This window comes from Acinetobacter sp. SwsAc2, from assembly GCF_013391465.1.
GTDB lineage: Bacteria > Pseudomonadota > Gammaproteobacteria > Pseudomonadales > Moraxellaceae > Acinetobacter > Acinetobacter johnsonii.
Map to the genome: position 1 here is coordinate 24,424 of NZ_JACBEZ010000011.1, position 12,494 is coordinate 36,917.

A 12,494-nucleotide genomic window follows, 5' to 3' on the forward strand; every position below is an offset into this window, starting at 1 on the left:
AGTGTCAATTTAATAAAAAAAGATGAATTGCTTCATCCTTTTTTTATTGGCATGCTGTAGGCACTTTAAAATAGTGAAATGAAGATGCGGATCAGTTTAATTGGAGCGGGGCGGGTGGCTCATCATTTGGCCAAAGCTCTGATGTCTCAGCATGAAATCATCAATATTTATAGCCGAAGCTTCGACAAAGCTGCGGATTTAGCGCAAGTTGCACATGCAAAGGCGGTCAGTCATTTTAAGCAGTTAAATGCTGATGTGGATTTGGTGATGATTGCAGTAAGTGATCAGTCTATTCCGAGTGTAATTTCGGCATTGACTGAATATCTGCCGAATGTGTTGATTGTACATACTTCGGGGAGTACAGCGCTTTCAGTTTTGGCGACGCAACATGCACGTGCAGGAGTTTTTTATCCCTTACAGACTTTTAGCTTAGAACGTGAAATTGATTGGTCAAATACACCGTTGTTTGTAGAAGCCACTGAAAATACAGATCTTCAAAGACTATATACACTGGCAGAAAGCCTGAGCCAACGCGTGTATAGCTACAGCTCTGCACAGCGTCTAAGTTTGCATTTAGCGGCTGTTTTTGCCTGTAATTTTAGTAATTATTGTTATGACATGGCGAAACAAGTGGTGGATGCAGAGCAGGTCGATTTTAATCTCTTGTATCCCTTGATCTTAGAAACTGCGCAGAAAGCCACACAGAATGATCCGAAGCAGATGCAAACTGGCCCTGCGATGCGTCAGGATCAGAATATTCTACAGATGCATCAACAGATGCTTGCGCAAGCTCAACGAGCGGATCTTGCTGAAGTGTATGCCTTAATGAGTCAGCAGATCAGTCAACGTCACAGTTGACATTCAATATAATAAACGAAGAGGTGAGTCACAAAGAACAAGCAAAGCCACTGAAAACGTGGCTTTTTTTATGCCCTAAGATTCGGTACAGTGTCGCTTAAAATAAATACAAACAAATAGAGGGTATATGCGTACACATTCATTATTGGAACAAGTGCAGTGGAAAGATCTCGTTCATTTAGGCCGTACCGATGTGATCAGTGAGTTATTTATCTCTTTACCGTGGTTGATCGTTTCTTTCATTTTTGCAAGTTTACAGTGGTATGTCTTGGCGCTGTTTTGCTCGTTTATGTTTTTCTTAACAGGGCTCAGACAGGTGCATAACGCTTTTCATTTTGCCTTAGGTATTAGCCGACCTGCGACCCATTGGGTGATGTTTGTTTTGAGCATCGTCATGCTCGGTTCGATGCATGCTGTACAAATTAATCACCTCCGCCACCATCAGCACTGTATGCAGGACGAAGATATTGAAGCAAAAAGTGCAACCATGAAGTGGTGGCAAGCTTTGCTTTTTGGTCCAGTTTTTCCATGGATCTTGCATAAAAAAGCCTTTGAGGTTGGAACTAAAACCCAGAAAAAATGGATGACGGCTGAACTGATTGCCAACGTCATGGTATTGTTTTTGGTTTTTGTGCTCTTGGATATCAGTATTTTAAAATACCATGTCAGTGCCATGTTGATTGGACAATGCATGACGGCTTTTTTTGCGGTGTGGACGGTGCATCATGATACGGAAGATCATGTGTATATGGCGCGTACTGTGCGTAATGAGTTTAAACGGGTCGTGACCTACAACATGTTTTATCATGTGGAGCATCATTTGTTTCCCGCAGTGCCGACACGACGTTTACATATTTTGGCAAAACGCTTGGATGAACATGATCCAACGGTTGAAATTCGGCATGTATTTTAATAATTTAAGCATAAAAAATAGGGCTCTCGGCCCTATTTTTATGAGATCTGAAATTTATTTAATTTTCTTAAATAAGAAGTCGTTGATCTTATGACCTTCTTCGAGTCCACGACGTTCAAATTTAGTTTGTGGACGCCAGTCTGGACGCGGGTAACTGTTACCTTTACCTGCCATATTTTCAAGATTTGGACGGTTATCGAGTACATCAATCATCCACTCTGCATACGGTTCCCAGTCTGTCGCTGCGTGGAATGTGCCACCCATTTCCAACTTTTGCTCAACCAGTGGCATACGGTCATGGGAAACGAAACGACGTTTGAAGTGACGTTTTTTCTGCCATGGATCTGGGAAGTAGAGTTGCACAGCGTTGATGCTGTTATCTGGCATTTCACGTAATACTTGAATGGCATCTGCATCTAAAAGACGAAGATTGGTTAAACCTGCAATTCCAGCTTCATACACACATTGCGCAATCCCCGGAACATGCACTTCAATCCCGACATAGTTACGTTCAGGGTTGGCCTGTGCCATCAACACCAATGAACGTCCCATACCAAAGCCAATTTCAACCGTGAGCGGACGCTCTGGATGTTCAAACTGCTGACGTAAGTCGCCTACAGGATATTCCAAAATCATGTGACCATATTGTTCAAGCGCAGTGCGTTGCGAGGTGTTCAGCGGAGATGAACGACGCATAAATGTCACAATTTCGCGGTGTTCATTTAAGTTGTCTAGCTCGACGACTTGCTGGTCTAATTGATCATTCGTCATAATTTTGGCAGATGTAGAAATTCGAAAGCGGTATTGTAAGTCCTGAGCAGGACAAGTCAAATTTTTTACTCAGAATTTATCAAATTCAGCACGCTCTATTTTGATTAGCCTAAAAACTGTCATCATTTATTAATCATGATGTAACGAATAAAAATTAATCTGCCATACGATTTAACCAACTGATAAAAAATGATGAAAAATTTTAAGCCACAGATATTAAGCCTGAGCCTGATTTTGGCGGGTTGTTCCTTTCCTGCCTATGCACAGTTATTGTTTAGTCAGTATGTAGATGGAACTTCAAATAAGAAAGGATTGGAAATTTATAATCCAGATCCGACGACGGTCAACTTGGCAGAATATCAGATCAAGCAATACGCAAATGGCAGTAGCAGTGCAAATTTGACGGTGAGTTTGACAGGGCAATTGGCAGCAAAGGGGCATTATCTAGTCGGGCATTCTGCTTTAAAAGAAGCTCTAGGCGATACGGTGCAACAGCAGGCGAACTTAGCTTTCAATGGTGACGACACTTTGGTGCTTTATCATAATGGCGTTGCGATTGACCGCTTTGGTACAGTGGGCGAAAGACCAAGCACTGGATGGGGTAGTGTTGCAACAGCGAATAGTTTTAAACGTACATTATTAAGTAATAATGTATCCAGTGCAGGGATTGACGTTACCGCACCATTTGATTTGGCATCGGCATGGGAAAAATGGTCAGACCGAAACGCATTTTCCAGTTATCTGGCTGGAAGTACGGCACCGCCTCTAAGCACCGTGAGCTGTAGTACGACAGCTACCCCAATTGCGACATTGCAAAATGCAGCGCAAGATGCGGAATATGTGGTAAAAGGCGTAATCACTGCTGATTATCGTTATAACAATGGTTTCTCAGGTTTCTTTGTACAAACCCCAGATGCTCAAGCCAAAACCAATAGCAGTAATGCGGTGTTTGTCTATGTTCCTTCTTCAAGTAGTGTGACAGGTGGGCAAGTGGGACAGGAAGTCATTTTTAAAGGCAAGTTAAAAACCTATCAAAACCAACTGCAGCTTCAAGATTTAAGCAGCGATATTAATGTTTGTAATCCTTCGGCGAGTGACTTGGTTAAGCCAATGGCGATCAATTTGCCCTTTGATAATTTGACTGAAATGTCAGGCCATGCACCAAAACGCTATCAAGGTATGTTGGTCAATATTCCTCAAACGCTTACGGTCAGTGAAAACTATAACCATGGGCGTTTTGGGGAACTGGCTTTAAGCCCCGCTCGTTTATATATTCCAACCAATTTATATCCTGCCAACTCAACGGAAGCCAAAGCGCTTGCACAACAGAATTTGCGTTCTAAACTTATTTTGGATGATGGCTATAACAATCAGAACAGAACGCCGTGGTTGCCAACTTCCTTTAGTGCTAAAAACACCCTACGTACAGGTGCACAACTGCAAAATGTACAAGGCATTTTAGAATACCGCTATAACCAATGGCGAATTCAGCCTGTGCTTGGGGCAACAGCGCCACAAGTCTTAGATGCGACAAACCCACGTGCAAGCGTTCCAGCAAAAGCTGCACAACAAGTTCGTATTGCAGCATTTAACGTACTGAATTATGACAATGGTTTGGCGCAAGGTTTTCCTACGGAACGTGGTGCAAGTTCTGAGGCTGAGTTTAAAAAGCAACATCTGAAAATTGTCAGTGCATTAAAAGCGATTGATGCAGATGTGTATGGTCTGATGGAAATTGCCAACAACGGTTATGGCGAGCGCAGTGCAGTTGCTTATTTAGCCCAAGCGCTGGGGAGTGACTGGAAATATATAACGCCTCCGAATGCTGACAAACTTGGAACCGATGCGATTGCTGTTGCCATTATTTATAATGCCAAGCGGGTCAAACCAATCAATGTTGCAGCGGTCTTTGATGACCAGAGCCAGAAAAATCGGGTCACGATGGCGCAAACCTTTCAAGCCTTATCAGGTGGAAAGACTTTTACGATTATTCCGAACCATTTGAAGTCTAAAGGTAGCTGTCCAGATGATAAAACTTCGATAGAGGCAGATCAGGGGGATGGTCAAGGTTGTTGGAATCCAACGCGCGTTAAAGCGGTACAAGCGTTAATGCAGTGGGTCGCGAAGAATCCAACACAGGTGAGTAAACCGAATGTCTTACTGTTAGGTGATCTGAACAGTTATGCCAAAGAAGATCCAATTCTGGCGCTTGAACAAGCCAACTATAAAGTATTGTTGAATGATGAAAAAATTGGTCAGGGGAAAGCAGCTTATAGCTATGTTTTCGGCGTAGCCAGTAATGCTCAAGGTTATGGTGGTGCAGGCAATTTAGACCATGCGATTGCTGATGCAGCACTTTATCCTTTGGTGAAAAAAGCATTTGCATGGCATATCAATGCAGATGAACCGACGGCACTAGACTATAACGAAGAATATAAAACTGAGGAGCAAATTGTTGCATTTTATGCGGACGATGCATACCGCTCTTCTGACCATGATCCTGTGATTGTGGATTTAGACTTAAACGATGCAGTGGTTAACGATGAGGATAAAACCAGTGCGGGAAGTACAGGACTGTGGTCTGCATTAGGATTAATTAGTTTGGCCTTGTATGGCCGTTTAAGACGTCGCAAGAATCAGTCTTAAGTTGCTTTATGAATAATAAAAGGGCGTCATCGCCCTTTTATTTTGTCTATGATTTTTGAAATCTTTTATGAGCTGATACGGTCAATGAGGGTACTGCTGGCTTCATTTAAGCCTAACACCTCGACCACAACACCTTGGGCTTCAAACTTTTCAACTACAGCATTTAACATTTGGACTGAAGTCATATCCCAAATATGTGCATGGCTGAGTTCAATTTCAACCTTCTGAATGTGTTCGTTAAAGTCAAAAAACTGAAAGAATTTCTCTGAGCTGCTAAAGAAAATTTGACCACTCACCACATAGCGACGAGTATGGTTATGCAGTTCAGACTGAACATGAACCGCACTTTCCAGTTTATTGATGAAAAATAATGCGGACAGTAAAACTCCGACAAAGACGCCCAAGGCAAGATTATGTGTGGCTAAGACAATCATCACGACACTGAGCATTACCACATTACTTTGTAGCGGGTGTTTAGAGAAGTTTTTAACCGAGTCCCATTGAAAGGTTGTAAATGCCACCATGATCATAATGGCAACCAAAGCTGCCATTGGAATATAAGACAGCCAGTCTTTAAAAAACACCACCAAACACAGTAAAAACACACCAGCCACTAAGGTTGAAAGCCGAGTACGTGCACCAGAGCTGACATTAATCACAGACTGTCCAATCATGGCACAGCCTGCCATACCGCCCATAAAACCGCTCACAATATTGGCCATGCCTTGTCCACGACATTCTTGATGACGATCACCTTCAGTGCCTGTAACTTCATTTACCACCGTGGTGGTCATCATTGTTTCAAGCAAACCGACGGTCGCTAATGTGATGGCGTAAGGGAAGACAATTTGCAGCGTTTCAAGGGTTAGTGGAATATCAGGTAGTAGAAAAACAGGTAAAGTATCGGGGAAATGACCTAAGTCACTGACCATACGCATGTCTGTGCCTAAAAACAGCGCCAAAGCGGTCAGGACAAGAATACAAATAAGCGGTGAGGGAATGCTTTTCCCTACTTTAGGCAGATAAGGAAACAGATAAATCACAGCGAGGCCAAGAGCGACAAATGCATAGCCCCAGTAATTCATTTGGCTGAGTTCTGGAAGTTGCGCTATGAAGATTAAAATCGCCAGCGCATTTAAAAAACCATACACCACCGACTGCGACACAAAACGCATCAGTTTGGCAACTTTAAAATAACCCGCAATGATTTGAATGACACCTGTGAGAATGGTTGCTGCGAGTAAATACTGTAGGCCATGCTCTTTGACCAGTGTGATCATGAGTAGGGCCATCGCGCCTGTTGCTGCTGAAATCATGGCTGGACGACCGCCAAAAAAAGCAATGCTCACTGCGATACAAAAGGAGGCATACAGTCCGACTTGAGGGTCTACACCTGCAATTGCTGAAAAAGCAATAGATTCGGGAATCAGGGCAAGTCCTACCACTAAACCTGCTAGAACATCGGTACGAATGTTAGAAAACCATTCATCTTTTTTAAGGCTAATCACAGATCAAATTCATTTTAGGGTCAAGGGGGCTATGTTAAAACAACTCTGTTGCAAATTGCAGTGTTGTTGTACTTGAAAAAAAATGTGAATTAGACAATATTCAATAGGCGAACGAATGATTTTTCGTTTACGCTTTTTTGCAATTTACAGGTTTTGATCACTTGAAAGTTTGTTAGAAGCCATTTAAAACAGAGAATAGAGTTATAACAAGGATCAGATATGAAGCTTTATTATGCACCGGGTGCGTGCTCGCTTGCGGCGCACATTATCCTCAATGAAATTAATGTTGACTTTGATTTAGTCCGAGTAGATTTAAAAACACATAAAACAGAAAAAGGTGCTGATTATTACGAAATTAATCCAAAAGGATATGTCCCCGCTTTAGAGATTAATCCAGGTTTGATTCTGACTGAAAATGTAGCCATTTTGCCATTTTTAGCACAACATGATCCAAAACAAGATCTTATTCCGCCATCGGGTTTGGGGCGTGCCAAAGTTTTAGAATGGTTAGGTTATTTAAACTCTGAGTTGCACGATGCTTATGCCGTTTTCTTTGGTTCGCCATTAGACGCTGTTGCCAAAGAAAAAGCCTATGCAGAGATTGATCGTTTACTTAGTTATATCGATAAACAAATTGGTGAGTCGGATCATGACTATTTGGTTGATGATAATTTTGGACCTGCAGATGCGTATTTATTTGTCCTCACCAATTGGTCAAATGTCATCGAACATGATTTATCGCCGTATAAAAATATTATCTTTATCCGTAATAAAGTGGCTGAACGTCAGTCTGTACAAATTGCAATGCGAGATGAAGGCCTAATTCCTTAATTTTGATGCATTGAAGAAGCGCCGAGAGGCGCTTTTTTATTACTCTAAAGTCTATTGTTGATATTTAGTCAATAATATTTTGCAGATTCACTCCTTTTTAGTGTTGAACAGAATCTTTATAGTGCCTGCATAGATTTTGGCTTTTAGGCTCTTCCAATGAAAAATATTTTATTAATTAACGGTGCAAAAACTTTTGCACACTCGAATGGTCAGTTAAACGATACCCTAACTGAACTTGCGCAAGAGGTCTTGTCAGGCTTAGGACATCAGGTTCAAGTGACACGCGCTGACAGCGAATATGATGCAAAAGCTGAAGTGGAGAAATTTCTGTGGGCAGACACCGTGATTTACCAAATGCCAGGTTGGTGGATGGGTGCGCCGTGGACTGTAAAAAAGTATATCGATGATGTCTTTACCGAAGGGCACGGTAGTCTGTATGCCAATGATGGTCGCTCACGTTCCGATGCTTCAAAAAAGTATGGTTCAGGCGGTCTGATTCACGATAAAAACTATATGCTGTCGTTGACATGGAATGCACCGATGGATGCATTTAACGACGCTGAACAATTTTTTCATGGGGTTGGGGTCGACGGGGTTTATTTACCTTTTCACAAAGCCAATCAATTTTTAGGGATGCAAACCTTACCGACTTTTATTGTCAATGATGTGATTAAAGCACCTGAAGTTGAAGCCTATATGGCACAGTACCGTGAGCATTTGACACAAGTTTTTGCTTAATAGGAGATGCGAGTATGTTAACTGTCATTGCTGAAATCATTTGTCATTCAGAGCAAGATTTTAAAATGGTTCTTGATTCATTCAACAACATCCGTGAGCAAGTATTACAAGAGCCCGGTTGCCATCTCTATGATGTGCATATCGACCATCCTGCTGTTGAGAGTGCATTACAAATCAAAGTACCGTTTTCAATCATGATGTATGAAAAATGGGAAAGCATGCAGCATTTAGAAACCCATATGCACAGTATCAATATGCAGCAACATGCTCAAGCAACTGAAGGTGCAGTTGCTCATGTACAAATTCGTATTTTAGAAGCGCAATAAGCTACGCATATGAGTTTGACAGAGCTTTTCTTCGCTCTGTTTATTTAAACTCCAGTGGCTCATTGAACTGAACCTGCTCGAGTTTCAATGCGTAGTGCTGTTTTAATGTTGTCCATTGAACTTTGACAGGTTGAGTACTTTCAGCAAACTCATTTTCACCTGTCGTATTTTTTATTTTACCTGTCATAAAGTTGATACTTCGCGCCGTGATGTCGCCTGATGCACGGTGGAAATCATCGACATCATAACCAATCAGTTTAAATGCACGGTCTTGGTATCGGAAGGTATACGCGTGATTGGTCACATACCACGAACCACAGCTTAACCAGTAGTGCAGATGAATTTTGAGCATACCTTTTTGAATGCTTAACGCTTCAGTCTCACCGAGTGGATCAGCGAGGCAAGGGGACTCTATGTCACCTTCTGTCGGCAAAGTAGTATTAGTCGCCGCAAGTTGATAACCATGCGTTTGCTTCAATAAAACCAAAAGCTTTCGTTCATTGATATTGAGGACATCACTCCCTAAACGATCATTTTTAACAATATGTTCAGGATTGGTGTCTTCAATAATCAGGGCAATATCCGCTTGACCATCTTGGTTTAAATCGCCTTGGACTTTTTCTAAAATCTTCCAGTTTTTTGGCACAAAAGATTGGTAGCTTGTTTTGAGAGTCGGTTTTGCCTCTGCTTTGGCCCAAGCATTGCTTGTGAGTGTTATGAAAAATAGGGTGTTGAGTATGAGTGTTGGTCTGATCCATTTTTGCATGGGCATCGTTTCCTCTCATTTTTATATGGTTATAGATATTTGAAGATGGATATTATTGAGTGTATCAAAGAGTATGGCGGAATGTCCCTACAAGCTAAGTCAGCATAAAATACTGACTTTATATTGAAATAAATAAAAAAGGACTCCGAAGAATCCTTTTTATCGCTTAAAACAGATTAAGAGATTATTTAAAGAAATAACCTGTTTCTGGTGAGCTTGCATTGGCCATACGTTTGCGAGGCATACGACCTGCGAGGAACGCTTCTCGACCCGCTTCAACTGCTTTTTTCATAGCAGAAGCCATTAAAATTGGCTGCTGAGCGACAGCAATCGCGGTATTCATCAACACGCCATCACAGCCGAGTTCCATGGCAATGGCTGCATCGCTTGCCGTTCCCACACCAGCATCCACCAATACTGGCACTTTGGCATTTTCTTTAATAATAGAAATCGTGTGTGGATTCAAAATTCCTAGACCAGAACCAATCAAACTGCCTAAAGGCATGATGGCAACGCAGCCCATGCTTTCAAGTTCTTGTGCCACAATTGGGTCATCCGAGGTATAGACCATGATTTCAAAACCATCGTCAATCAAGGTACGTGCCGCTTTCAATGTTTCGGTAATGTTTGGATATAGTGTTTTTTCATCGCCTAATACTTCAAGCTTGACCAAGTTATGACCGTCTAATAATTCACGCGCCAACATACAGGTACGCACGGCACTATTGGCATCAAAGCAGCCTGCTGTATTCGGGAGAATGGTGTATTTTTCAGGTGGGACCACGGACAATAAGTTTGGTTGGTCGGGGTGTTGACCAATATTGACGCGACGAATCGCAACCGTCACGATTTCTGCGCCACTGGCTTGGATGGCTAAATCGGTTTCTTGCAGGTCTTTATATTTACCTGTGCCCACCAGTAGACGAGATTGAAATGATCTAGAACCAATGATGAGAGGGCTGTCTTGCATGTGAACTCCGTATTAACCGCCACCGACGGCATGAATAATTTCAATTCGATCCATTGCACAAATTGGGGTGTATTCCAATTTACTTTTACTAATAATGTTTTCATTTTGCTCAACAGCAAAACGTTTGCCTTCAAGTGCAAAGGTTTGCACCAGTTCAAGCAGGTTTTTACATTCGGTGTGCTGTAGTTCGCCGTTTAAATAAATCTGCATCGTGCTCATCCCTAGTTGTTTACTTGGCATATTTCATGGCATTCCATGCCAGAACCAACCAACCTGCAATCATCAATGCCCCACCAATCGGGGTAATCGCACCTAGGCCACGCGGTAAGCCCAATGCCATGACATACAGGGAACCACAGAAAAAGAAGATGCCGACTTGAATCAGTAAAAAGCTGGTTTTGATGGGAAGTTGAGGAATAACTTTGGCCAAAATACCAAGCGCCAGTAAACCAAGCGCATGATAAAAAAAGTAATCAGTTGCAGTTTGCCACCAAGCCAATTGGGCTTCAGTAGCACGTGCTTTGAGACCATGTGCACCAAAGGCACCTAATATAACGGCAAACGCTAAATTCAGAGCTGAAATCGCAATCCACATATGCAATGCTTTACTTATATCACTGTGCGCAACAAAGTAGCATATTTTGAAGAAAGGTTAAAAGACAAAAAGCCTCATTTATTGGTAAAAAGAAAAGGGCATTTCGCCCTTTTCTGTATTGGTATCATCTTAGTTCGATGACATCGCCACTTTAATTTTTTCCATGGCATTTTTTTCAAGCTGACGAATACGTTCGGCCGAAACATTATATTCAGCAGCTAGTTCGTGCAGCGTCGATTTTTCATCATCTAACCAACGGCGCTGTAAAATATTACGCGAACGGTCATCAAGCTGTTCCATCGCATCATGCAAAGCATTGGTGCTCTGTTCTTCGTAATCTTCTTCTTCAGCCAAACGCGCTGGGTCATAGCGGTTATCTTCAAGATAGAGCGCAGGTGCAACATGGGTTGAACCTTCATCGTCATCATCGCCTTGAGCTTCAAACGCTGCATCATAAGCAGTTAAACGACCTTCCATTTCTAACACCTGTTCAGGTGTTACATTGAGGTCATTCGCAATCGATTGTGCTTCTTTTAACGTGAGCTTTTTAGACGATTTTTTTAGACTGCGCAAATTAAAGAACAGTTTACGCTGTGCTTTAGTGGTCGCAATTTTGACAATACGCCAGTTACGAATCACATATTCGTGAATTTCTGCTTTAATCCAGTGTACCGCAAAAGAGACCAAGCGTACGCCCATGTTTGGGTCGAAGCGTTTAACGGCTTTCATTAAGCCCAAGTTACCTTCTTGAATGAGGTCACCTTGAGGTAAGCCGTAGCCTGCATAACTGCGGGCAATATGAACCACAAAACGCAGATGCGACATGACTAGAAGTTTAGCAGCATCGAGGTCTTGGTCATAATAGTAGCGTTCAGCTAACTCTTTTTCTTGTTCCGCTGTCAAAATCGGGATTTGGTTGACAGTACTAATATAAGCGCCCAAGTTTACACCTGGTGCCGATAATGACAGGGGCATCAATTGATTGCTGCTGTCACTCATGTGTTCTCCTTAGGGATTTCATTTTTACCCAACAATTGAATTTATCTTAATCCAATCTTCCACTGAATAACGGAAAATTGGGTATAGAAATGTAAACTTTTATGCAAATGTGAATAGACTTAGTGTAATTGAAAAGAATTAAGATTCAATGAAGTAGTGAAATTCATGCTCATTAATTTGTTTCAAAACGCAAGTTAAATGATGGATTTCGCAATAACGCGTGATATCGATCTGACTGTGCGGATCAGACGATTTTAATAGAAAATGCTGCGCCGGACTCTTCTTAAGTGCGCGTTTAAGCAACAACAGAGGCATAGGACATGGTTGCCCCATTGCATCAATAATGTTGGTATTTTGTTCGATATCACTCATATAGCTTAGTAAGGCTTCACAACATTTAGGTGGGTAGAAATATTAGCAAATTCAGTGCCAAAACCCAAATATTTCATGTGTTATAGGCCTATAGTCGCTATATCCAAAATTACAAATAACTAGTTAAAAAATATGCTGAATTAAAAAGACGATTAATCAAAAAAAAGGGTATGAATTGTTTTTAACCCATGTTAAGCTCGT

General features: G+C 41.7%; 14 protein-coding genes. 6 read left to right on the forward strand and 8 right to left on the reverse strand.

The annotated features are described in order from the left end of the window. The first annotated feature begins 84 nt into the window (after nt 1–84). A complete protein-coding gene (locus HYI04_RS06775) occupies nt 85–858 on the forward strand; it encodes a Rossmann-like and DUF2520 domain-containing protein (RefSeq protein WP_178896030.1) in 774 nt (257 codons plus the stop codon). A 127-nt stretch (nt 859–985) separates the two neighbouring features. Next, nucleotides 986–1,771 carry a fatty acid desaturase gene (locus HYI04_RS06780; protein ID WP_005400602.1) on the forward strand — a complete coding sequence of 262 codons (786 nt, stop codon included), beginning with the start codon at nt 986–988 and terminating at the stop codon, nt 1,769–1,771. A gap of 54 nt (nt 1,772–1,825) precedes the next feature. Here the strand turns inward: HYI04_RS06780 and trmB are convergent, their stop codons facing one another. Further along, the gene (gene trmB / locus HYI04_RS06785) at nt 1,826–2,542 is read right to left on the reverse strand and encodes a tRNA (guanosine(46)-N7)-methyltransferase TrmB (RefSeq protein ID WP_005400603.1); all 717 of its coding nucleotides are present in this window, start codon (nt 2,540–2,542) and stop codon (nt 1,826–1,828) included. 192 nt (nt 2,543–2,734) lie between these two features. On the opposite strand from trmB, the gene HYI04_RS06790 reads away from it, so the two are divergent. Further along, complete coding sequence (locus HYI04_RS06790) at nt 2,735–5,188, forward strand: ExeM/NucH family extracellular endonuclease (RefSeq protein ID WP_178896037.1); 2,454 nt, start codon at nt 2,735–2,737, stop codon at nt 5,186–5,188. A 65-nt stretch (nt 5,189–5,253) separates the two neighbouring features. Here HYI04_RS06790 and HYI04_RS06795 read toward each other — a convergent pair whose 3' ends face one another. Further along, complete coding sequence (locus HYI04_RS06795) at nt 5,254–6,696, reverse strand: SulP family inorganic anion transporter (protein WP_178896031.1); 1,443 nt, start codon at nt 6,694–6,696, stop codon at nt 5,254–5,256. Between the two features lie 219 nt (nt 6,697–6,915). On the opposite strand from HYI04_RS06795, the gene HYI04_RS06800 reads away from it, so the two are divergent. The 3 genes from HYI04_RS06800 to HYI04_RS06810 all read left to right on the forward strand — a co-directional run bounded on the left by HYI04_RS06800 (nt 6,916) and on the right by HYI04_RS06810 (nt 8,591). Beyond that, complete coding sequence (locus HYI04_RS06800) at nt 6,916–7,527, forward strand: glutathione binding-like protein (protein WP_005400606.1); 612 nt, start codon at nt 6,916–6,918, stop codon at nt 7,525–7,527. Between the two features lie 156 nt (nt 7,528–7,683). Beyond that, nucleotides 7,684–8,265, forward strand: a complete 582-nt coding sequence (locus tag HYI04_RS06805; RefSeq protein WP_005400607.1) for an NAD(P)H-dependent oxidoreductase — start codon at nt 7,684–7,686, stop codon at nt 8,263–8,265. Nucleotides 8,266–8,279: 14 nt separating this feature from the next. Next, on the forward strand, nt 8,280–8,591 hold the full coding sequence (locus HYI04_RS06810) for a putative quinol monooxygenase (RefSeq protein ID WP_005400608.1): 312 nt from the start codon (nt 8,280–8,282) through the stop codon (nt 8,589–8,591). Between the two features lie 40 nt (nt 8,592–8,631). Here HYI04_RS06810 and HYI04_RS06815 read toward each other — a convergent pair whose 3' ends face one another. The 6 genes from HYI04_RS06815 to HYI04_RS06840 form a co-directional block, all read right to left on the reverse strand. Beyond that, on the reverse strand, nt 8,632–9,357 hold the full coding sequence (locus tag HYI04_RS06815) for a hypothetical protein (RefSeq protein WP_178896032.1): 726 nt from the start codon (nt 9,355–9,357) through the stop codon (nt 8,632–8,634). 184 nt (nt 9,358–9,541) lie between these two features. Continuing rightward, the gene (locus HYI04_RS06820; RefSeq protein WP_125273494.1) at nt 9,542–10,327 is read right to left on the reverse strand and encodes a thiazole synthase; all 786 of its coding nucleotides are present in this window, start codon (nt 10,325–10,327) and stop codon (nt 9,542–9,544) included. A gap of 12 nt (nt 10,328–10,339) precedes the next feature. After that, nucleotides 10,340–10,537 carry a sulfur carrier protein ThiS gene (thiS, locus tag HYI04_RS06825; protein ID WP_005400611.1) on the reverse strand — a complete coding sequence of 66 codons (198 nt, stop codon included), beginning with the start codon at nt 10,535–10,537 and terminating at the stop codon, nt 10,340–10,342. Between the two features lie 19 nt (nt 10,538–10,556). Beyond that, complete coding sequence (locus tag HYI04_RS06830; RefSeq protein ID WP_004982244.1) at nt 10,557–10,922, reverse strand: DUF423 domain-containing protein; 366 nt, start codon at nt 10,920–10,922, stop codon at nt 10,557–10,559. 129 nt (nt 10,923–11,051) lie between these two features. Beyond that, nucleotides 11,052–11,921: an RNA polymerase sigma factor RpoH gene (gene rpoH, locus HYI04_RS06835; RefSeq protein ID WP_004982243.1), complete on the reverse strand. Its 870-nt coding sequence runs from the start codon at nt 11,919–11,921 to the stop codon at nt 11,052–11,054. A 138-nt stretch (nt 11,922–12,059) separates the two neighbouring features. Continuing rightward, nucleotides 12,060–12,293: a sulfurtransferase TusA family protein gene (locus tag HYI04_RS06840; RefSeq protein WP_004696251.1), complete on the reverse strand. Its 234-nt coding sequence runs from the start codon at nt 12,291–12,293 to the stop codon at nt 12,060–12,062. Nucleotides 12,294–12,494: the final 201 nt, after the last annotated feature.

What these genes read in the sequence shown, in the direction of transcription:
- trmB (WP_005400603.1), bottom strand. Translation starts at nt 2,542, where the DNA reads ATGACGAATGATCAATTAGACCAGCAAGTCGTCGAGCTAGACAACTTA.
- HYI04_RS06815 (WP_178896032.1), bottom strand. Translation starts at nt 9,357, where the DNA reads ATGCAAAAATGGATCAGACCAACACTCATACTCAACACCCTATTTTTC.
- HYI04_RS06775 (WP_178896030.1), top strand. Translation starts at nt 85, where the DNA reads ATGCGGATCAGTTTAATTGGAGCGGGGCGGGTGGCTCATCATTTGGCC.
- rpoH (WP_004982243.1), bottom strand. Translation starts at nt 11,921, where the DNA reads ATGAGTGACAGCAGCAATCAATTGATGCCCCTGTCATTATCGGCACCA.
- HYI04_RS06805 (WP_005400607.1), top strand. Translation starts at nt 7,684, where the DNA reads ATGAAAAATATTTTATTAATTAACGGTGCAAAAACTTTTGCACACTCG.
- HYI04_RS06800 (WP_005400606.1), top strand. Translation starts at nt 6,916, where the DNA reads ATGAAGCTTTATTATGCACCGGGTGCGTGCTCGCTTGCGGCGCACATT.
- thiS (WP_005400611.1), bottom strand. Translation starts at nt 10,537, where the DNA reads ATGCAGATTTATTTAAACGGCGAACTACAGCACACCGAATGTAAAAAC.
- HYI04_RS06840 (WP_004696251.1), bottom strand. Translation starts at nt 12,293, where the DNA reads ATGAGTGATATCGAACAAAATACCAACATTATTGATGCAATGGGGCAA.
- HYI04_RS06790 (WP_178896037.1), top strand. Translation starts at nt 2,735, where the DNA reads ATGAAAAATTTTAAGCCACAGATATTAAGCCTGAGCCTGATTTTGGCG.
- HYI04_RS06780 (WP_005400602.1), top strand. Translation starts at nt 986, where the DNA reads ATGCGTACACATTCATTATTGGAACAAGTGCAGTGGAAAGATCTCGTT.
- HYI04_RS06830 (WP_004982244.1), bottom strand. Translation starts at nt 10,922, where the DNA reads ATGTGGATTGCGATTTCAGCTCTGAATTTAGCGTTTGCCGTTATATTA.
- HYI04_RS06810 (WP_005400608.1), top strand. Translation starts at nt 8,280, where the DNA reads ATGTTAACTGTCATTGCTGAAATCATTTGTCATTCAGAGCAAGATTTT.
- HYI04_RS06820 (WP_125273494.1), bottom strand. Translation starts at nt 10,327, where the DNA reads ATGCAAGACAGCCCTCTCATCATTGGTTCTAGATCATTTCAATCTCGT.